Origin of the sequence: Shewanella sp. BF02_Schw, from assembly GCF_014596695.2 — a bacterium.
Classification (GTDB): Bacteria; Pseudomonadota; Gammaproteobacteria; order Enterobacterales; family Shewanellaceae; genus Shewanella.
Window position 1 is genome coordinate 735,009 of sequence record NZ_JABKAW020000002.1, and the last position, 22,005, is coordinate 757,013.

Below are 22,005 nucleotides of genomic sequence, written 5' to 3' on the forward strand. Positions count from 1 at the left end.
CTATTTTTAATCGAATAGGAATATCCCTAAAGAGGTAGATCCACGCCATATGGTGATTTTTTTATACAAATGGTCGCAGTTATCACAGATTTATACACAAAATTTCAAGTAGGCCTTGTTTATTTGATCTAGGCCACACTCTGAAGGTATCAAATCTGTAAAAATCTGCACCAGATTGTTACAGAATTGAATCTGCGACAAACTTCACTAACTAAAACCATGAAAAATGGAATATAGAACATAACGTTCTAGGGAGCATGAAAGATGAAAAAAACCTTAATCTCTGCATCGGTAGCATCTGTACTTACATTAGTTTCTTTCGCTACACTTGCTGAAGGCCCAAGTTTCTATGGTCGTTTAGATTTAGCCGTGACTAATTCTGATAAAGGCGCAACAACTCAAAATGGTAAAGAAGGCACAGTATTAGAAAACAACTTTTCTAACTTAGGCGTAAAAGGTAGCGAAAAATTTGGTAACGGTATTGAACTGTTATACCAAATGGAATTCCAAGTTGAAAATACCACTCAAACTGAAGGCAAAAATGGCAGTGACGAAGTTGTATTTAAAGCGCGTAACACATTCTTAGGTTTAAAAAGTGACGCAGGTACAGTGTTAATCGGCCGTAACGATACTGTATTTAAACAGTCTGAAGGTGGCATTGATTTATTTGGTAACTTCAACGCAGATATCGATCGTATGATTGGTGGCCAGTTACGTAAAGCTGACGGTATTTGGTACTATTCACCAGTGATTGGTGGCTTAGTTACATTAAACGCAACTTATTTAATGGAAGACAACTACACAGATGATGCTGGTAAAGAATCATATGATGATCAATATGCATTAAGTGCAACTATTGGTGATAAAGGCCTTAAAGCACAACCTTACTATGTCGCTGCAGCTTATAATACTATTGGTGGTATTGATGCTTATCGTGGTGTGGCACAAGTTAAGCTAGGTGAGTTCAAGCTTGGTGGTTTATACCAAAACACTGAAAGCCAAACATCTGATCAAGAAGGTGATTCTTTCTTCCTTAACGTATCTTACAACCTAAACGGCGTAAACTTAAAAGCTGAATACGGTCAAGATGAAGCTGGTTTTGGTAGCTACTACAAAAATATTAAAGAAGCGACTGGTACTGACGTAAACATCACTCAAATTACTGTGGGTGCTGATTACCGTATCTCTAAGTCAACCTTAGTTTATGGTCACTATGCTATGTATGAAGGCGACCATAAAGTGGGTACAGCTACTGTTGATTTAGAAGATGACAACATCTTCACTGTCGGTGCTCGTTACGACTTCTAATCATTCTGATATAAAAGCTTCGGCTTAACAGTATAAATGATTAAAAATGCCAATCTGTTTAGATTGGCATTTTTGTATCTGTAATCTAATGTTGAGCTCTAACGCTTCAAATCTAATCGTGACATCCAGAACTTGAAATCCAGCACTTGAAATTACAGCACTTGAAATTACAGCTATCGAAATTGCCGCACTTAACAGCAACCGCCAATTAAGCAATCACTTGATTAAACACTTCAACATGATGTGACTCAACCAACTCAGGCATTACATTGTGGAAATAATGCTCAATAGCATCTTTAGCGCAATGCTGATCAAACGCAGCACGATCGACAAACTTTTCCACAAAGGCAACTTTGTTGTCGTCATCAATACTGACATTCAATTCATAACGAATACAGCCAGATTCACGACGAGTATCAGGGATCAAGCTTGCCAATACCGCCACTAACTCATCACGTTTTCCTGCTTTCGCCACAAATTGAGCGACACACACAATTTGCTGGGTATTAATTACATAATCTGACATCGTTTTTCCTTAATAAAATCTACCCAAATCCAAAGAAATAGCGGCTTAACGCAGAGTTGATTATATTATCTCTGAATCCAACGCTACTCATACCAATTAGCTATTAGCTATTAGCAATTAGCAATTAGCAATTAGCAATTATAGATTAACAACATATCAAGATGCTCAATGCCGTCTTCAAGGTACACATCTGAATTGACAATAAAACCAAGTTGTTGATAAAAATGACGTAAATAATCTTGTGCCCCAATCTGAATATTGTCTGTTGGCCAATGCCGTTTTGCAATGGCTATGGCACTTTGCATTAATTGATTGGCCACGCCCTGACCACGGGCAGATTTTGCAACGGCAACACGGCCAATACTCGCTTGAGGGTAACTAATATCGGGCGCTAACACGCGGCTATAAGCCTCTATATCACCCTGTTCATTCACTCCCAATAAGTGCCTGGTTTGCGGATGTTTATCTTTTCCATCTAATTCAGGATAAGGACAATTTTGTTCAACCACAAAGACATCTACACGCAATTGCAATAAGCCATAAAGCTGCTCTAAAGACAGCTCAGTAAAACCAACATCTAGCCACGTTAATGTCATCTCTCACCTTAATTTATTGCTATCAATTAAGATAATACTAACATGATTAATGCATTTCATTAGGCTGATCTGAATCACTTTTCGCCACGGGTTTACGGATCAATAAAACCGCAACAACTGCAATCAATAGAAAACATGCCATTATAAGAAACACATCATTATAGGCTTGAATATATGCCTGCTGTGACATGTTTTTAGCAAGTAAAGCATAGGCTTGTGAGTTAGCACTCACCGCATCAGAACCCGCAATTTGCAGTATCGAACTGGTATGCTGAATATAGTTATAAGCTTGGGCACTGACTGCTGGCAACGTCTCTTTAATATGGGCCAAATGAACTCGAGCCAAATTATCGGTTAACGTTGCCACCAGCGCGATACCAAAAGCCCCACCTAAATTACGCATCACATTGAGCACTGTCGATGCCGAGGCATTTTCATGTGCTTGAAGATGCATTGTCGCCAAAATACCAATAGGCACTAAAATAAACGGCTGTCCTAACGCTCGTACTATTTGCGAAGCAATCATTTGATCGCCAGCGTAATCCATGGTCATATGGCTATTCATATAATAACTGGTCGCAAATAAAGCAAACCCAAGTGCAGCCAAATATCGCGGATCAAACTTCTGCATTAATTTAGGCACTAATGGCAGTACCAGCAACTGCGGAAAGCCCATCCACATAATCACTTCACCAATTTCTAACGGGGTATAATCATGAATTTGTGATAAATACAGCGGGATCATATAAATCGCCCCAAACAACGCCATTCCCAGTAAAAAATACGCCACCGTAGATAAGGCAAAATCTCGCTGCGCAAGCAGACGAATATTCACTAATGGCTGAGCTTTACGTAACTGGATCCAAATAAACAAGCTGATATTGATCGCGGCAACAATGGCGAGGTTACGAATAAGATCAGAGCCAAACCAGTCTTTACGGTTGCCCTCTTCTAGCACAACTTCTAAACAGCCCATACCCAACGCCATGGTGACAATGCCTGAATAATCAGCGTCTTTTAACTTATCCCAAATGATTGGTTTGCGCTCTAAACCATAAGCCAACATCGCCATCACTAATAAGCCTGGTGGAACATTGATATAGAATAAATAATGCCAGCTAAATTGTTCGGTTAGCCAACCACCTAGCGTCGGTCCAATGGAAGGTGCAAATGTTGCGGTTACCCCAAACAGAGCCATACCCATGGCGCGTTTATTGTCGGGTAAAAACTCAAGAATTAATCGAAATGCTAACGGAATTAATGCCCCGCCAAAAAATCCCTGCAAGGCACGAAAAGCGATCATTGACTCAAGGTTCCAAGACATTGAGCACAATATAGAGGCCACAATAAAGGCAGCGGTAGTCCACAGTAAATAACGGCGAGTCGATAACCCAGTACTTAACCAACCAGATAAAGGAATGGCAATCATTTCAGCCACTAAATAAGCGGTAGCAATCCAACTGCCTTCTTCTAAAGTGGCGCCTAAACTACCTTGAATTTCTTTCATCGACGCATTGGTGATTTGAATATCCAAAATAGCCATAAAGGCACCGATTAAGCCGCCCGCAACAGCTATCCAAGAACGTTTGCTACCGCGCTGATACCCCGTCGGTTTATCACTCACAGTACTCATAGGGCCGACTGGTGATACATCTGCCTCAGTGGCTGACTGGCTCATATTAATGCCCTGCAGTCACAGACATTGCTTGACCAGCTGTTGCCTTAGCGAGTTCGTGAGATTGGGTTGCAGACTCAGTATCGACTTCAACCACAGCGCTTAATCCTGGTAAAATACGCCCAATAGCTGATGAGGGTTGATCACGTTCAAGACGAATACGCACCGGAATACGTTGAACAATTTTGGTAAAGTTACCGGTCGCATTCTCTGCGGGTAACAAGCTAAATTTAGAACCCGATGCAGGTGCTAAACTGTCGATAAATCCGCTAAACACATCATCAGGATAAGCATCTAAACTCACCTTAACGGCTTGTCCGGCTTGCATGTGCTCAATTTGAGTTTCTTTAAAGTTAGCCGTAATCCACACTTGTGCATCTGGCACTAAGCTAAACAATGCTTGCCCTGGTTGAACATACTGGCCCACCATTGCACCACGCTTACCTATAATCCCTGCAAAAGGTGCAGTAACACGTGTATCCACCAATTGAATATTAGCCAACTCGACACTGGCCATTGCCTGATCGACATCCGCTTGTACTTGTAATAATTGCGCATTAAATACCGACAATTCACGCTGTTTAGCCACTAATGCAGCTTGCGCCTCATCGACATGAGCCGATGCTGAATCGAAACCTGCCTGAAGTTGGTCAACATCATTTTGTGAACTGTAATTACTGATTTTTAATTTCTGTGAACGCTTCAATTGTTGTTGCGCAATTAACTGCTCTGACTGTGAAGCCACAACGGTAGCCTTCGCTTGATTAATTAATGCCTGTTGTAAATCAACCTTTGCCGCTAGAGTTTGCAAGTTTGCTTGGGTACTCGCTAACACAGCTTTGCTTTGAGCTAGCTTGGCAACAAATTGGCTGTCTTCCAATTGAGCCAGCAGTTCACCTTTGTTGACGTGTTGATTATCAACCACAGCAGATTGCACAATATAGCCGGGAACTTTTACACTGATATTGGAAATATCAGCCTCAACATACGCATTGTCCGTTGACTCGATATATCGAACTTGTGACCACCAATAAACGCCTGCAACAACTAACACAACGATAATACCTGGCACTAACACTAACCGCTTATTGATAGACATATTTGACTCCTAATTTATTCTGCTCTAGTTTACTACTGTTTCCTTAAGTTTATTAGATAGTAAAAATTCAACCCACTGTTTCACAGGTGTAACAATATGGATCTCAATCGCGTTCAAATATTCTCGCAAGTCGTAGAACAAGGTAGTTTTACCGGTGCAGCCAGAGCACTGGGAATAACCAAAGCCACTGTGAGTCGTAAAATCGCAGATCTAGAAGCCGATGCCGGTGTGCAATTACTGTTTCGCACCACAAGGTCATTGAAACTCACTGAAGCGGGTTCAAGTTATTACCATCGCATTAGTAAAATTCTACAAGATTTACAAAATGCCGAAGATCTTCTCAGTGCGAGCCAGCAAGACATCAAAGGCAATTTAAAAGTGATTTGCCCTATCGAGCTAGGACAATTATTTTTAGGTCGTATTCTTGCGCGGTTTCTGGCGGCTTACCCTAATATCACCATCGATGCAGAACTGACTAACCGTAAAATTGATGTGATTGAAGAAGGGGTCGATTTTCTATTTCAAATTACCGAACAACGTGATCCTAAGCTGCAAAGCTACTCGTTAGTCACTGCTAGCCGGTTGTTAATGGCAAGTCCAAATTACCTTAAGCGTCATGGCACACCACAAATACCGCAAGATTTAATGTTCCACACCGCAATTAAGTTACAGTCGGCCCACATTGATGGTGGCTGGCGTATTTTTGATGGCAGCCAATGGCTTGATCTCGATCCCCCTGCACAGCTAAAAGTCAATAATGTCACCTTTGCCCGAGAGGCTGCTATTGAAGGTTTAGGCATTACTGCGGTACCGGTTTTTATTGCACAAGAAGCCATCGACAGTAAGCAACTGATACCGATATTAGAAGACTTTCCAATGATGCAAACCAAGGTCACCCTGAGTTTTCCACAGCGCGTATATTTACCCCGTAAATACCGAGTGTTTGTAGAGTTTTTATACGCCGCCTTGTTTGAGCATTGGGGCGAAGGTGTACTTGAGATCCCCGATTTTGTCCAACAAAGCAATCATAATTAAAGATGAGTTTTTAAGCACAAAATAATCTATAGAATAAATAGATATTTTTAACTGACTAGGTGCTAGTATCAACTTAATAAGGTGATTAATTTAGATCATAGAGGTAAGTTCTCGCACATCATTAATTCGCAATATCAATGATAAGTTTGGTTCAGTAAATTGTTCAAAGGCTAAGTAAGTACTAAGTGGCTGATTCATTAGCACCTTCGATACTAACAACAAAAATTACCATTTATTAGTTACGCATTATGCGTGCTAGGAGTCATACAAATGAGCAAAGAACGTAATAATTCAAAAGAAGCGAAGAAAAAGCCGGCATTATCTTTAAAAGAGAAACGTGCGGTTAAGCAGTCGAAAAATTCACCTGAAAATTTTGCCAGTAAAATCAAATAATTTATACGTCGTTTAGCGGATAAATAGCTTGATGTAACCATATTGAGCACATAAAAATACCGAGCTAATTGCTCGGTATTTTTGTTTGGAACCTATTGATTAGCACTCTAGATACAGCACCAGCACTCTACTTAACAAAGTATTAGAACTTGTACTTCACGCCCACTTTAAGCTGCCAAGCTGATTTGTTGATGTCATAAGTATCGTAATTGTTAGTCTCAATACCATCTTGGCCAAATGGAACAGAATAAGTATAAACTCCCGTCGCCGCATTGTAGTCATGATCAACCAACTTAGCGCTGTTAAAGCTTTGGTATTCAACCACGCCCCAATCTTCATTAACTAGGTTAAGTACGTTTTTGATATCGAAGTATAAAATACCTTTATGCTCGTCAGTAAACCCTGGTAATTCTTGCGTAAAGCGGAAGTCTAGCTGATGTATCCATGGTTGGTTGTCGGTGCCTTTTGGTGCTATACCACCGGCATATTGGCCTAAACCTATTTCATCAATTGCCGCTTTAAACTCCTCATAAGTTAATCCACCAGCATACTCAACATTAGCATCATCAGCACCTGTTGGAATGTAAGGTAGATAATATGATGCGCCAGCAAACTTGCTTTGGTCACCTAAATTGCCATCACGATATGAACCTAGTGTCCACGTTAATGGGTTACCTTCACGCGCTTCGTAGAATAAGTTAAAGCTAGAGTTGTAGCCTGCAACAAACTCTACGTCATAACCCAAGCTAAAGGTGAAGCGATGCGGTGTTTCATAATAGCCAGTGCCCATAGTGGTGCCATTACGATCATATTGTACTGGGGTATATTGATAGTTAGACGTTGCAGTAGACGACGAGCCTTGGTTGCCTTCTTCAACTGAGTTATAAGCATAACCTGCACGCATGCTAAGGCCCATATCCCACTCTTTGGCAATCGACAAACTTAACGTCTTACTGGAGCCATCATCTTCAGCATTGGTTAACATGAGGTCATAACGCTCGGTATTACCACCAGCACCATTATTTGCTAATGGGTCCCAGGTTTCATAAACCACACGGCCAGTGGCATCGGTTTTCACTTGGCGACGGGCTAAATCAACCCATGCTAAGTCGTTTTCTTTTTGAATGTATAAAAATTCACCACCCACAAACCAATTATCACCTAAGGCACCTAAATCCCACGTACTGTCAAAACCAATACTTGCACGCCAGTCTGAAGGTAACTCAAAGTTAGGGTCGATGGCATTAACATTACCGTCGCCACCCACTAAACCCGCTTGAGCATCTGCTGGAACATTGCCAAAATCTGGAGTGCCCCATACTGGGTTCCAACCTTCGTTATAGCTTAATAAGCTGTTGCCATCATTTGAAAAGCTATTTGAAATCCAAACAGATGGTGAGCCACCACTGTAACGGCCTACACCACCGTATAAGGTCACATCATCACTTAATAGGTATTTAAGCCCTACACGAGGTAACCAAATATCTTGGCCATCTAAGGTTTCGTTGTTAGCAAACCCATATCGATTAACAAAGTTTTCATTAATGGCTGGAGTATCTGACATGCTATTGGTTTCATAACGCATACCGAACGTGAGCTCTAAATCGGCCGTAATATCCCATGAGTCTTCAACAAATAATGCCAAGGTGTCCATGTTAAAACTGGCACTCACATCATTTGGATTACCCGAAGCCGCATTTTGATAACGGAAACTATCGACGGCGCCTGCCGCTAAGTTATCAATAGAATCAAACTCCCAATTGCCCAACACATCTTGAGCAAATAAGTTGAATATTTCAACGCTATTGTACTGAGCACCAAAGCCAATATCGTGGTCGCCTAGGTAATAATCACCCACAAAACGTAGCTCAAGATTTTGGTTATTTAATTCATTTGCTTGGCGAGAACTGTCAGTGCCAAAAATGACTTTGTCACCTGACTTTTCGAAGGTTTGTACCGACACCATACCTATGCCTAAATCATCAATGGTTTTCGATTTAGTGGTGGTATCTTTGTAAGCGATTTTGATTTCAGTACTAAAATCGTCAGTCCAATCGCTGTATAAGTTGGCCGCGTAGGTTTCTAAAGTTTCTTCTTTGTCATACCAAGTGCTTGATAATTTTAATAACGAATCACCTGATGACATGTTGTTGGTTACATTACCTATGGTCGATTGATAAGTAAAACTGGCACGGTGTTGGTCGTTAATATTCCAATCCACTTTAGCTAAGATTTTTTCATCTTTTTCTTGTGGTGAGGTGGTGTAACCGCCAATGCTATCAAGACCATATATAGACTGAGCAATTTGTTCTATTCGAATTAGATCTTCTGAGGTCACATCTGACTCATTGGCAAAACCAGCGCCCTTTGGCCCCCACTCTGCCGACGTTGGTGCATCAAAGTTTTCATATGAGCCAAAGAAAAACAAAGTGTCTTTAATCAGAGGAAAACCAACCGTGCCGCCGAATGTGGTCTCTTCAAAATCTTGGGTTAAGGTGTCACCAGAGTCCTGGTCTTTACCATCACCCGCCATGCTGTCGTTGGTGGTTTCCCAAAAAACAGTCCCGGATAAATCATTGGTGCCCGACTTAGTTACTGCATTAATTTGTGCGCCGGTAAAACCACCACTACGAGCAGAGTAAGGCGATACGTTAAGCGCTACACTCTCCACTGCATCGATAGAAATAGGTGAACGCTGAGTTGGGTAGCCATTTGAATTAAGTCCAAAATCATCGTTTTGAGAAATACCGTCTACCACAAAAGTGTTAAAACGTGGGTTCATGCCCGCCACGCTCATTGAAATACCGTCGGTACCCACAACAGCCATTGGGTTTTGGCGCAACACATCTTTTAAATCACGGCTAATACCGGGTGCGTTAGCGATATCTTGCTCACCAAAGTCACTGTTACCGCCGGCGCTGCGATGAAAGCTTGTACTGCCAACGACACCAACACGCTCCATCGTAGAAGTGGCTTCTAGTGTGCGGTTAAAACGGAATGTTTCGCCTAATCCTAAGTAGACATTGTCTTCAACTGTGTCAGCAAACACATCAGAATCGACTTTAATAATGTAAGGACCACCGACACGTAAACCGCGGGCAGTAAATTGCCCATTAGCAGAAACAGGAACTTCGGTAACGGTACCGGTAGGCTGATGGATAATAGTAATTTTTGCATCAGTAACAGCATTACCAGCAGGACCTATAATCTGACCACGAATATCAGATGCGGTATCTGCCGCCATTGCAGGTAAAGCAATTCCCATAGCAAAACATGTCGCGAGCGCGAGACGACTGATTTTATGATTAAGCAACATTTCAAACCCCTGAATATTTTTATATTTTAATGTTTAGTTACCCGTTTATCGGGCTTAGTAAATCAATAGAGCAAAAACTTCAGGGCGAAGTCTAAGGACGATATGTTGCATTTTAATGTCATTTTTAAACGAAAAAATTAACCGCAAAACAACTTTGGAGTAACACATAAATGTCATATTGTTGCTATATAGTCGCGACTCAAGTCTGTGTCATGTAACAATAATTTCATACGCTGGCACATTAAAGACGCTGTTATTGCCTTAACAACAATGAATTGGAAGTTTTATGAAATCGTCTGTTTTACTGAATAACATGTTATTGCTAGTGGGCAGTGTATTGTTCACCTTAACGTTCAGCCTACCTGCCAAAGCATTTGGTCAATTAGGCCACAGAATTGTAGGCCAAATCGCTCAAGCCAATTTATCCCCGACAGCTCAACAGAAAATAAACCAACTGACAGGTGGCGAAAGCCTAGCGCAAATGTCAACTTGGGCAGATGAAATCCGCTCCGACAACACTTGGGATCGCGCTGCGCCATGGCATTACATTTCAATTGAAGACGATGAGTCGTGGAAAACGGTTAAGCGCAATGCTGATGGCGATATCATCGAAAGTTTGCAACGATTTGAAAAAATATTAGTAAACCCTAAAGCCAGCCAACAAGAGAAATGGCAAGCATTGGCATTTTACGTACATTTTGTCGGCGACATTCATCAACCACTACATGTGGGTCACAGCCATGATAAAGGTGGAAATACAATTAAACTCAAGTGGTTTGGTGAGCACACAAATTTGCATACTGTGTGGGACAGCAAACTAATTGAACAGCAGCAGTTAAGCTTTACAGAGTACAGTGATTTTTTAACGCGTATTAGCGAACAACAACGCAAAATGTGGAGTGGTCAAAGCTATTATCAATGGGCTGATGAGTCGAAAGCATTAAGGCAAAGGGCTTACCAGCTCGAACAGAATTATCAAGGTGAAGACGATTTACGTTTTAACTATGTATTTACCCATAAACCCATTATCGAGCAGCGATTGCAGCAAGCTGGCATTAGATTGGCTGAAAAACTCAACGCTATTTTTAACTAGCACTTTTCTGACTAGCGTTATTGCTTACCAGTACTCGTTTCGACTGACACTATATTGTGAATTAATAATGTTTTAGCCTAATAAAAAGCCAGTGATATTTATCACTGGCTTTTTTATGTGCTTAATTCGCGATGGTTAACAAGCTTTAGCTAAAAAGCTTTAGTTAACTCGCTATGGTTAACATTTGGTTTAACTTATTACGAGCAACAACCTTTCTCTTTATTGCCTTTTGGGATCATGTCCCACAATACTTTGGCCATTAACACCGCTAGTACGATACCAGAAACCGCCACTACACCTTGAGGTAATAAGGCATGCTCTTCACCAATCTGCGGCATCACTTCAAAACCAAAGGTATCAACTAGATAATTGACCAATACACCAAATACTAACGCCACACCGATAACGCCACCTAGATAGCCATATAATGCACGCTTACCTAGCTCTTTAGTTACCACACCTAAAGTTGCAATGTTGGTCGCAGGGCCTGCCATCATAAAGACTAGTACAGCACCTGGTGATACTCCAGCTAATAGCAATCCTGCAGCAATGGGGGTTGAAGCGGTGGCACAGATATACATTGGGATCGACACGAGGACCATCACTAACATCGCCAGAATGCCATCACCCCACTTAACTAAAAAGTCAGCCGGCACATAAGTCTGCACGATGGCGGCAAAAAATAACCCGACTAATAACCACAAGGTGGTGTCTTTGACTAAATCTGTGGCGGCGTAATGCAAACCCGATAACACACGGCTAAATACACTGTTGTGTTTCAACTCTGTTGCCATATCTTGAGTCGATGCGCAACAACTGCTTGTTGCTGCTACTTCAGCTTGCACCTCAGCTTTGCTACTGCAGCAACTTGATGTAACGGTTTTAGCTTTTGTCTCATCTTTTACATCGTCTTTTACATCGTCTTTTAATGTAGTACTGCAACACGCAGCAGGTGCAGACTCAGCAGGTTTATCTGCAGTTTTACTGCCACAACAACTCTGCTTTGCTTCTGTAGTATTAGTTGAAAATGTACGCGCTGGCGCCATCGGGCTTAATACAGACTCATGCTTAACGGGTTCCGATTTAATCGCAGTCATTTTTACGCTAGCATTTTGCATTGTACCCGCGGTTGTTTTACATGTTGATGTCGCTTCAGAGCTGGCGTCTGAGCTAGCAGTTGATTTAGCTGCGCAGCATGATGACACCTGCTTGGCACCCACTGATGAATCAGTGGCTGTTTTCGCTTTAGCAGATGCTGACGCAGGAATACCATCATCGTCATCTCGGCCCACTAATAAACCCGCCACTATCGCACTGGTAATCGCCGCAATCGGGCGCACAATCGCCATAAAAGGCCCGAGTAAAACATAGGATACGGTAATTGAGTCAACGCCAGTTTCTGGGGTAGACACTAAAAAAGAGGTTGTCGCGGCTTTTGAGGCGCCAGCTCGACGCAAACCTACTGCTGCCGGAATAACGCCACACGAACACAAAGGTAAAGGCGCACCTAATAATGCCGCCTTCACCACCGTTTTCATTCCATGACCGCCGAGTTGCTTTTGCATCCATGCCATCGGCACAAATACTTTTAACAAACCTGCCAGCACTAAGCCCAGTAACAACCAAGGGGCAGACTCTAAAAATAAATGAAGGAAATTGGTCAATAACATACTTAATCCTTATGACCCAAATTAGCAAAATGATGATGTTCTTTTTTAGCAATAATATGCTTGTCTGACGACTCTAACGCTTCGAGTATCGAGCAATGCTCGGCGCTATCTGGGCCACCACAACAGGTATTTGATAAACTTTTTAGCGATGTCGCAAAATGTTGTAGCTCAGCTAATTTCGTTTCTACTTGCTCAAGCTTAGTATCGACTAAACCTTTAACATCGGCACAGGCTCTATTAGACTTATCAACCTCAATAGATAGCAAATCGGCGATATCCTTAAGTGAGAAACCCACCGCTTTGGCACGTAAAATAAATTTAAGTCGTTCGGAGTCGCTGTGGTTATACAACCGATATCCGGCATCAGATCGGCTTGATGGCGACAGTAAACCATGTTTTTCGTAAAATCGTAATGTGTCAGCTTTGATGTCATACAAGGCTGAAATTTCGCCTATTCGATACATATGTTAATTCACCATCGTCATCTGAATTTTACCTGAGTATAAACCTTGGAGTTTAATCCAAGGTCAAGGGTTATTGGGTGATTATTTTTGCGTACCTTTGTTCTTATTTCAATATTGTGAAATCACACAGAAAAAACACCCAATAGAAGCGGTTTACGATAAAATACGCCCGCCTGATCACAACACAGTAAGCCTCGACGGTGTTAAGCAATCTAAAAAACACTATGAGGGACTTTGGTAAAGCAGACTTTAATTGACTCTGTTTTACTAAAGCTCCTTAAAATCAAACTAGCGGACCTGTACCTACATGAATAATGTCAGACCAATTCGTCGCGCGCTATTAAGCGTATCAGATAAAACTGGAATCCTTGAGTTTGCACAAGCGCTGCATGCACAAGGTGTTGAACTCTTGTCTACGGGCGGTACTGCAAAGTTACTTGCAGACAATAATATCCCGGTAATGGAAGTGTCTGACTACACGGGTCACCCAGAAATTATGGATGGTCGTGTTAAAACCCTGCACCCAAAAATTCACGGTGGCATTCTTGCTCGCCGCGGCATTGACGAAATCGTCATGGAACAAAACGCCATTAAGCCAATCGATTTGGTTGCGGTTAACTTGTATCCATTTGCTGAAACCGTTGCCAAACCAGGCTGCACCTTAGCGGATGCTGTTGAGAACATCGACATTGGCGGCCCAACGATGGTGCGTTCAACCGCTAAAAACCACAAAGACACTACGATTGTGGTTAATGCAAAAGATTACAGCCGCGTGATTGCAGAAATGCAAGCCAACAACGGCAGCACCACCTTAGAAACGCGTTTTGACTTAGCCATTGCAGCCTTTGAACATACCGCTGCTTATGACGGCATGATCGCCAACTACTTCGGTACTATGGTGCCTGCGCACAGTAACGACGAATGTCATGACGATTCAACGTTCCCACGTACTTTCAACAGTCAGTTTGTCAAAAAACAAGACTTACGTTACGGTGAAAACAGCCACCAAAAAGCGGCATTTTATGTTGACACGCAAATTGATGAAGCGTCTGTTGCCAGCGCGATTCAACTACAAGGTAAGGCGTTGTCTTACAACAATATCGCCGACACAGATTCAGCACTTGAATGCGTTAAAGAATTTGAAGGCCCTGCCTGCGTTATCGTTAAGCACGCCAACCCTTGCGGTGTGGCATTAGGCGCTAACTTATTAGAAGCTTACGACCGCGCATTTAAAACCGACCCAACATCAGCGTTTGGGGGCATCATTGCCTTTAACCAAGAGTTAGATGCACAAACGGCGCAAGCCATTGTTGACCGCCAGTTTGTTGAAGTCATCATTGCCCCTAAAGTGAGCCAAGCCGCACGCGACATCATTGCCGCTAAAGCAAACGTGCGTTTACTAGAATGTGGTGAGTGGAATACAAAAACAACTTCACTTGATTACAAACGCGTTAATGGTGGCTTATTAATACAAGATCGCGATCAAGGCATGGTGAACCTAGAAGACGTTAAAGTCGTGTCTAAGCGTCAACCAACGGCTGAACAGTTAAAAGACTTAATGTTCTGCTGGAAAGTGGCTAAATTTGTTAAATCTAACGCCATTGTTTACGCCAAAGACGGCATGACTATCGGTGTCGGTGCTGGCCAAATGAGCCGCGTATATTCAGCTAAAATAGCGGGAATAAAAGCTGCCGATGAAGGCCTAGTGGTTGAAAATTCAGTCATGGCATCTGACGCTTTCTTCCCATTCCGCGATGGTATCGACGCAGCTGCAGCGGCAGGTATTAGCTGCATCATTCAACCGGGCGGTTCAATTCGCGATGAAGAAATCATCGCCGCAGCAGACGAGCACGGTATGGCAATGGTGTTTACTGGCATGCGTCACTTCCGCCACTAATAAACGCTAATATCAAATATGGGTATCGCTTATCAATCATGTTTTTGCTAAATGCTTTTGCAAAAATAGATAACAAGCGATACTTTTTAAATTTTGTTTAAACGAATTAGAGCATAGCTATTTTTTCTAGTTCAATGAAAGCACGCGCAGCTTATAAGTATAAGTGAGCATGCTTGAAGCAGAAATAGAGAACATAGCGCAGCTATAAAAGGATTAAAGATGCAGGTACTTATAATTGGTGGTGGCGGTCGTGAACATGCTCTAGCTTGGAAAGCGGCTCAGTCTGCTCAAGTAACAAAAGTGTTTGTTGCACCCGGTAATGCTGGTACGTCTTTAGAACCTAAGTTAGAAAACGTTGCTATTGATGTCGAACAAATTGACGCACTTGTGGCCTTTGCCAAAGATAACGCCATAGCGATAACCATCGTCGGCCCAGAAGTGCCATTATCGCTAGGCGTAGTTGATGCCTTTAATGCAGCTGGATTAGCCATTTTTGGCCCAACCAAAGGCGCGGCACAGCTTGAATCTTCAAAAGCTTTTACTAAAGACTTTTTAGCGCGCCACAACATTCCTACTGCTGACTACTCAAACTTCACTGAGATTGCACCGGCTAAAACTTATGCGGCAATATTAACCGCTAAAACGGGTTTCCCTGTCGTGATTAAAGCCGATGGCTTAGCAGCGGGTAAAGGTGTCATCATCGCAGCGGATCAAGTAGAAGCGGATGCGGCTATCGACGACATGCTCGCAGGCAATAAGTTTGGTGATGCCGGTTCACGCGTAGTGATTGAAGAGTTTTTAAAAGGCGAAGAAGCCAGCTTTATCGTGATGGTAGACGGCAAAAACATTCTTGCTATGGCCACCAGCCAAGACCATAAAGCTCGTGACAATGCTGACCAAGGCCCTAACACCGGCGGAATGGGTGCATACTCACCAGCTCCTGTGGTAACACAAGCAGTACACGACTGGACTATCGCCAATGTTATTCGCCCAACGGTTGATGGTATGGCGGCTGAAGGTAATGTTTATACTGGATTTTTATACGCAGGCCTGATGATTTCACCAGACGGTAGCGCCAAAGTGCTTGAATACAACTGCCGTTTTGGTGACCCTGAAACCCAACCAATTATGATGCGCTTGCAGTCAGATATTGTTGAGCTTTGCTTAGCTGCGACTCGTGGTGAGTTAGATAAAGTCACTGCAGAATTTGATCCTCGTGCAGCTGTTGGCGTGGTAATGGCCGCAGGTGGTTATCCTGACGCGTACAACAAAGGCGATGTGATTGACGGCTTAACCCTTGGCGACACTAACGGTAAAGTGTTCCATGCGGGTACTAGCATGAAAGACGGCCATGTTGTCACTAACGGCGGCCGCGTATTGTGCGCCACCGCATTAGGCAACACTGTGACTGAAGCACAGCAATCAGCTTATGCATTAGTAGATGCCATTCATTGGGATGACGTGTACTTCCGTACTGATATTGCTTATCGCGCTATTGCTCGTGAACAAGCTAAAAGCTAATAGTACATTGGGTTTAGTTCGTTGAAAAATCCCTGTGATGGCAACAACATCACAGGGATTTTTTATATCCGCTTGTAATGCTGAAGATTAATTACTGTTTACATTATCCATAACCCGCAATTTTTATGATTTAGATCACAAAAACGACTCTGTTCAAGGCGCAAGCTAGTAACTGAAAGGGAGTGTTTACCTTTGCTGTTATTCAAACTCCTGCACTTTAGCTAACGTACTCGTAATGATTATTGGAGGATTAAATGAGAGTTAATACCAGCGACCTAATTTATCAAGGTGAAAAATCAGGCGTGCATAATTGGAATACCTTCTCGGGCAACTCTTTCTATTGGCATCCAGATTGGTTACATATTGCAGAAGATATGACAGGCCATAAAGCTCTAGAAAAAATTGATATTACTGAAGGTGAAGCCACTAAAACTGATGCCGAAAATGCCATCTTAAAACATTTAAATAAATAACTTGCTTAATATTGCCATTAATAGCCATAAACTGCGTATCTAAATCTATCAAATCTGCACGTTTTCATGAGGATACTTCTGGTCCCACCAGATATCCTCAGCGGCTATTTATTCACATTAACCGACCTATTTGACATATATAACCACGCAAAGTAATTAACCAAGCATACTACTCAAAAGCTGCAGCAATCTGCCCATCTATAAATTATTACTCAAGCCTAACAATGTTCGACTTAACAGGCATTTTTATGTCAGGATGTGCTTCTGTTACAAATAAGTTACTAACTTATTATAATAACACTTAGCCAACTCACACGAATGAGATATTGGTCAAAAATAATAACAACAAAGGAAGTAGTATGTCTCAATCGGCGTCGTTCAAACCGTCTTCATCGGAGCACAAGCAACCCAGCTTACTTGATGCACTAATCCCCGTTTTTGCCCTTATTCTTATGCTCGCGGCAGCGGTTTATCTGTTTTCATCGGACAGCTCATCAGGCGCCAATCAAATCGCATTAGTGTTAGCGGCATGTATTGCAATGATCATCGGTTATAAAAATGGCTATAGCTGGAATCAAATGGAACGCGGTATCGTCAAAAGTATTGGGGTTGCGACGGGCGCATTATTAATTTTATTTAGTGTGGGTTCACTGATTGGTACGTGGATTTTAGCCGGTACAGTGCCGACGATGATTTATTATGGTATGCAAATCCTTAACCCAGACTACTTTTATACTGCCTGCTGTTTGTTGTGTGCGGTGGTTGCACTGAGTATTGGTAGCTCGTGGACCGTTGCCGGCACCTTAGGTATTGCCTTAGTGGGTATTTCGTCAGCAATGGGGCTAGACGTTAACATTACTGCCGGCGCTATTATTAGTGGCGCGTATTTTGGCGACAAAATGTCACCAATGTCTGATACCACAAACCTTGCCCCTGCGGTTGCGGGTACTGATATTTTCAGCCATATCCGCCACATGACATGGACCACTGTACCCAGCATTATCATCGCCCTCATTGGGTTTACTTTTTTAGGCCTTACAGCAGATGCGGTGCCGATTGAAAATCAACTCGTAGATACTTTGGCTTTATTGGATAAGACCTACAGCCCAGGAATACATTTATTGATCCCGTTATTAGTGGTGTTGTATTTAGCTAACCGCAAAATGCCAGCGTTTCCAACGGTCATATTAGGTACGTTAGCTGGCGCGGTGTGCGCAGCATTATTTCAGTTTGATAACGTGATTGCCTTTGTACACGACGACACATTATTGCCAATGGTCGCGCTAGTGAAAGGTTTATGGATAGCCATGTTTGACGGCTATGTCGCCAACACAGGCGATGAAGTATTAGATAATTTATTAAGCCGTGGTGGCATGAGCAGCATGGTAACAACCGTTTGGCTTATTCTTTGTGCGATGGCATTTGGCGGCGTGATGGAAGTCACCGGATTATTAAACCGTATTTTAGAAAGTATTCTTACCGTCGTCACCGGCACGGCCAGCTTGATTATTACCACCCTGGGCGTGTGTATTGGCGCGAACATTATTACTGCCGATCAATACATTGCCATAGTACTGCCAGGCAGAATGTTAAAGGTGGAATACACCCGCCGTAAATTAGCAGCTGTTAATTTAAGCCGCGCGCTAGAAGACTCAGCAACCGTAACCAGTCCGTTAGTACCCTGGAATACCTGTGGTGCCTTTATGGCAAGTACACTTGGCGTAGCCACTATCGCTTACTTGCCCTACGCCTTCTTTAACTTAGTCTGTCCGTTTATTAGTGCATCTTATGCTTATTTCAATTTCAAAATTGAGCCATTAGACGAAACTAGGATCAGCACTGGCGAAGTCGTTGGTTAACTCAAAAGTCGTCTATTAACCTAGAAATGGGCGATTAACCAAAACGGTCTTTTAACCAACCATAATGATAATAACCCCATTGCCCAAGCCGTCTTGCTTGGGTGAAGGGGAATTTAGGCAAGGGTTGCTGATACAAAGGCAAATTGGGTAAGGTTTCACCGGCAATACTTTGTGCTAAGCGATACGCAGCTTGGCTACTAAAAGACACTCCAGCACCGCAATATCCTAAGCTGTAACCCACGCCACCTTTACTGTACACATGGGGCATGTCATCCATGGCAGCAGCAATCCACCCGGTCCAATTATAAGCAATCGCTTTACTGGTTAAGCTTGGAAAGCACTTATTGAGCGCCATTTTTAAACGCTCACCGTAAACAGGGTTTGCAGCATCTTTGCCCCACACCGCGCCGCGGCCACCAAACAATAAACGGTTGTCGGGTAATAAACGGTAATAGTATTTTAAAATACGGGTGTCCATGGTCACTTGATGAGTATGCAAACCTGCCTGTGCAAGCTCTTGAGCGGTAAGCGGCTCGGTGACAATCACATTGCTTAATATCGGCAAAAACTTATCGTCTATGCGCGGGTTAAACCGTTTAGGCGTATATACCCGTGATCATTGAAAATGCTTGATTTTGTCCCAAATGGGATCATCATAGCCCCATGAAACAAATTACACTCTCGCCAGAACAAAAAGTAGCATTGGAAACTCGACATAAAAGCTCGAGTGATAGGCGTGAGTGTGATCGCATTAAAGCCATTTTACTACGCGATGAAAATTGGCCAACGCCAATGATTGCCCAAGCGTTACGTATTCACGAAACGACCGTAGTTCGATACATTGATGCCTATGCTCACGACCAAAAACTCACGTGTAATAGTGGCGGCTCCTTAAGTTATCTGAGTCAAGAGCAAACTGAACTATTGATTGCACACCTGTGTGAGGTGACCTACTTGCATAGCCATCAAATAGTCGCTTATATCTCAGAACAATTTCAGATTAAGTACACAGTGTCAGGCCTCAATAAATGGCTGCATAAACATCAGTTCAGCTATAAAAACCCTAAAGGGGTTCCTCACAAATTTGATGAAGACAAACAAACGGCTTTCATTGAATATTATGAGCAACTAAAATCCTCGTTAACCCCTGATGAACCGTTATTATTTATGGATGCGGTTCATCCGACCCAAGCCACAAAAATCACCGCAGGCTGGATAAAAAAAGGCGTTGATAAACCGATAGAAACGACGGGAAGCCGAACCCGTATTAACGTGGTTGGTGCAATCCGACTTGGTCACTTAACAGAAGCGGTCATTGAGCAATATAGCAAAACGGTTAACGGTGCATCCATCATCGATTTTTTAAACCAAATTAGAGCGCGTTACTCAACAAGTGGTGTTATCCATTTGGTGCTTGATGGCGCTGGATACCATCGAAATGCCTTAGTGGTTAAAGAGGCTGAACATCTGAATATAACATTGCATTACCTGCCGCCTTATAGTCCAAATTTAAACCCAATAGAACGATTGTGGAAGGTAATGAATAAGCATGCGAGGAATGGGCAATACTTCGCAACGACAAAAGAATTCCGACGAAAAATCACTGACTTTTTTAGCATCACCCTCCCCGATATTGCCGATACACTCGGTGATACAATTAATGATAACTTTCAGAAATTAAAACCTGCAGTTTGAATTCACTTGAGTATAAGCATTGCCCGCCATAATGACTTTATTGGCAATCAGCTCACCTTTATCGGTAATTAAACGATGTTTACCGCCCTCTTCAATCCACTCTAATACGCAAGATTGCTCAGAAATAGTCACGCCTTGGTTTTGTACCATCGACTTATAACCCAATAATAATTTAAGCGGATTAAGGCCGAAACCGTCTTTTAAACGCAGCGCACCATAGGCTTGATGATGATCTAAATACTGGGCTCTAAAATCTTGGCTTGAAATAAACTCGGCACCTGAGTCTTGGCTGTCGGCTAAATGTTGTTGAATATAATTAGCGGCATTTTGCAGCGAGACCAATGCTTTGGGATTATGGGCCACCTTTAAGTAGCCCGCCTCTTGCGGTTCACAGGCGATATTATGTTGTTTGATTAACCCATCGACTCTAGCCACCGCTTGGGTGAATTCATCGAATATGCCCTTGGTCGTTGCTAAGTCCCAACGCTTGGTCATGGCGGCATAACCTAATCGACCCGAGCCTTTTAATACAAAACCGGCATTACGGGCACTGGCACCAAAACCGACTTGGTTGGCCTCAAGCACATGGCACTCAATATTGAATTCGGTTGCCAAATAATACGCTGTTAATAAGCCTGTGTAGCCCCCCCCCACAATAGCCACATCGGTTTGTTGGCAGCCAGACAATGCTGCGGTTGGTGCGGGTAAGACTTGAGTGCTTGCCCAATAGCTAGGAGCAAACGTTTGATTATTAGGGTGCGAGTTAATCAGCGGATCGTACATATTAGTCTTCTTTTTTATTATTGATTTAGACAGTAGACATTAAAATAGCAGTAGCATTTCACAGGCTACGCAATGACAATCCTCACCGCATAATACACAGATATAATCATCACCCATATAACGTTGATGCCAGCGCTGCGGATGCTGTTTAATTAACTTACCACCTGCCTTAGTAAAATAACGCACTGCAGCATTATTAGGGCTTTGCTGCCATAAATGACTTACCCCCGCCTTAGCCCCTTGTGCCATTACTGCAGCCTTGGAGGCCGCTAATAGCTTGCCACCAAGCCCTTGTCCCCGGGCAGATTCTGCAATGGTGTTTGATTTGAAATAACACACATCGTTAAAATCAACGCCCCACTGATTAACCGTGCACCATTGATCTTGCGGCCATTGTCCCGCGGCATACGTTAACCGAAAGCCAATAAGTTGTTCATTTTCAAGCGCGACAAAATTGGCATTAATGCCATTTTTAATGCCTTTGTGATAAATCGCTGTCAGTTCAGCGATATCCATATAACCACTGCCGTGGACTATTTTACCTAGGGTTATCACTGCATCAAAGTCAGCGGGAGTCAGTTGTCTAATCATTATTAACCTAT

General features: G+C 42.6%; 18 protein-coding genes and 1 pseudogene. 9 read left to right on the plus strand and 10 right to left on the minus strand.

Annotated elements, in window-relative coordinates; translation table 11 throughout:
- Positions 1-264: 264 nt before the first annotated feature.
- Positions 265-1,308 (plus strand): porin, encoded by a 1,044-nt coding sequence (locus HNW13_RS11575; protein ID WP_101086227.1) that lies wholly within the window; start codon positions 265-267, stop codon positions 1,306-1,308.
- Positions 1,309-1,516: 208 nt separating this feature from the next.
- Here HNW13_RS11575 and HNW13_RS11580 read toward each other — a convergent pair whose 3' ends face one another.
- From HNW13_RS11580 to HNW13_RS11595, 4 genes are all read right to left on the minus strand, one after another.
- A complete protein-coding gene (locus HNW13_RS11580) occupies positions 1,517-1,834 on the minus strand; it encodes a putative quinol monooxygenase (protein ID WP_101086228.1) in 318 nt (105 codons plus the stop codon).
- Between the two features lie 131 nt (positions 1,835-1,965).
- Positions 1,966-2,430, minus strand: a complete 465-nt coding sequence (locus HNW13_RS11585; protein ID WP_192115401.1) for a GNAT family N-acetyltransferase — start codon at positions 2,428-2,430, stop codon at positions 1,966-1,968.
- A gap of 46 nt (positions 2,431-2,476) precedes the next feature.
- On the minus strand, positions 2,477-4,063 hold the full coding sequence (locus tag HNW13_RS11590) for a DHA2 family efflux MFS transporter permease subunit (RefSeq protein ID WP_192115782.1): 1,587 nt from the start codon (positions 4,061-4,063) through the stop codon (positions 2,477-2,479).
- Between the two features lie 46 nt (positions 4,064-4,109).
- A complete protein-coding gene (locus tag HNW13_RS11595; RefSeq protein WP_101086230.1) occupies positions 4,110-5,204 on the minus strand; it encodes an HlyD family secretion protein in 1,095 nt (364 codons plus the stop codon).
- Between the two features lie 96 nt (positions 5,205-5,300).
- Between HNW13_RS11595 and HNW13_RS11600 the strand changes: the two genes are divergently transcribed.
- Together HNW13_RS11600 and HNW13_RS23635 are read left to right on the plus strand one after the other, a co-directional pair.
- On the plus strand, positions 5,301-6,239 hold the full coding sequence (locus HNW13_RS11600; RefSeq protein WP_101086231.1) for a LysR family transcriptional regulator: 939 nt from the start codon (positions 5,301-5,303) through the stop codon (positions 6,237-6,239).
- 270 nt (positions 6,240-6,509) lie between these two features.
- Positions 6,510-6,632 (plus strand): hypothetical protein, encoded by a 123-nt coding sequence (locus tag HNW13_RS23635; RefSeq protein ID WP_011635985.1) that lies wholly within the window; start codon positions 6,510-6,512, stop codon positions 6,630-6,632.
- 142 nt (positions 6,633-6,774) lie between these two features.
- Here HNW13_RS23635 and HNW13_RS11605 read toward each other — a convergent pair whose 3' ends face one another.
- A complete protein-coding gene (locus HNW13_RS11605) occupies positions 6,775-9,948 on the minus strand; it encodes a TonB-dependent receptor (RefSeq protein ID WP_182743526.1) in 3,174 nt (1,057 codons plus the stop codon).
- A 286-nt stretch (positions 9,949-10,234) separates the two neighbouring features.
- On the opposite strand from HNW13_RS11605, the gene HNW13_RS11610 reads away from it, so the two are divergent.
- The gene (locus HNW13_RS11610; protein WP_162022233.1) at positions 10,235-11,041 is read left to right on the plus strand and encodes a S1/P1 nuclease; all 807 of its coding nucleotides are present in this window, start codon (positions 10,235-10,237) and stop codon (positions 11,039-11,041) included.
- Positions 11,042-11,238: 197 nt separating this feature from the next.
- Here HNW13_RS11610 and HNW13_RS11615 read toward each other — a convergent pair whose 3' ends face one another.
- A complete protein-coding gene (locus HNW13_RS11615) occupies positions 11,239-12,711 on the minus strand; it encodes an SO_0444 family Cu/Zn efflux transporter (protein ID WP_192115400.1) in 1,473 nt (490 codons plus the stop codon).
- A 2-nt stretch (positions 12,712-12,713) separates the two neighbouring features.
- Positions 12,714-13,175, minus strand: a complete 462-nt coding sequence (gene zntR / locus HNW13_RS11620) for a Zn(2+)-responsive transcriptional regulator (protein ID WP_192115399.1) — start codon at positions 13,173-13,175, stop codon at positions 12,714-12,716.
- Between the two features lie 307 nt (positions 13,176-13,482).
- Between zntR and purH the strand changes: the two genes are divergently transcribed.
- The 4 genes from purH (at position 13,483) to nhaC (ending at position 18,925) form a co-directional block, all read left to right on the plus strand.
- Positions 13,483-15,072, plus strand: a complete 1,590-nt coding sequence (gene purH / locus HNW13_RS11625; RefSeq protein WP_182743523.1) for a bifunctional phosphoribosylaminoimidazolecarboxamide formyltransferase/IMP cyclohydrolase — start codon at positions 13,483-13,485, stop codon at positions 15,070-15,072.
- Positions 15,073-15,291: 219 nt separating this feature from the next.
- A complete protein-coding gene (gene purD, locus HNW13_RS11630) occupies positions 15,292-16,593 on the plus strand; it encodes a phosphoribosylamine--glycine ligase (protein WP_192115398.1) in 1,302 nt (433 codons plus the stop codon).
- Positions 16,594-16,847: 254 nt separating this feature from the next.
- Positions 16,848-17,066 (plus strand): hypothetical protein, encoded by a 219-nt coding sequence (locus HNW13_RS11635; RefSeq protein WP_192115397.1) that lies wholly within the window; start codon positions 16,848-16,850, stop codon positions 17,064-17,066.
- A gap of 359 nt (positions 17,067-17,425) precedes the next feature.
- The gene (nhaC, locus tag HNW13_RS11640; protein WP_101086238.1) at positions 17,426-18,925 is read left to right on the plus strand and encodes a Na+/H+ antiporter NhaC; all 1,500 of its coding nucleotides are present in this window, start codon (positions 17,426-17,428) and stop codon (positions 18,923-18,925) included.
- A gap of 34 nt (positions 18,926-18,959) precedes the next feature.
- On the opposite strand, the pseudogene HNW13_RS11645 reads toward nhaC, so the two are convergent.
- A pseudogene (locus HNW13_RS11645) lies at positions 18,960-19,532 on the minus strand (FAD-binding oxidoreductase); the annotation flags it as partial.
- A 56-nt stretch (positions 19,533-19,588) separates the two neighbouring features.
- On the opposite strand from HNW13_RS11645, the gene HNW13_RS11650 reads away from it, so the two are divergent.
- Positions 19,589-20,620, plus strand: coding sequence for an IS630 family transposase (locus tag HNW13_RS11650; RefSeq protein ID WP_124011554.1), 1,032 nt, complete (start codon positions 19,589-19,591; stop codon positions 20,618-20,620).
- On the opposite strand, the gene HNW13_RS11655 is transcribed toward HNW13_RS11650, so the two are convergent.
- Positions 20,603-21,403 carry an FAD-binding oxidoreductase gene (locus HNW13_RS11655; protein WP_243756248.1) on the minus strand — a complete coding sequence of 267 codons (801 nt, stop codon included), beginning with the start codon at positions 21,401-21,403 and terminating at the stop codon, positions 20,603-20,605. The genes HNW13_RS11650 and HNW13_RS11655 overlap by 18 nt on opposite strands.
- Before the next feature lie 39 nt (positions 21,404-21,442).
- The gene (locus tag HNW13_RS11660; RefSeq protein WP_192115396.1) at positions 21,443-21,994 is read right to left on the minus strand and encodes a GNAT family N-acetyltransferase; all 552 of its coding nucleotides are present in this window, start codon (positions 21,992-21,994) and stop codon (positions 21,443-21,445) included.
- Positions 21,995-22,005: the final 11 nt, after the last annotated feature.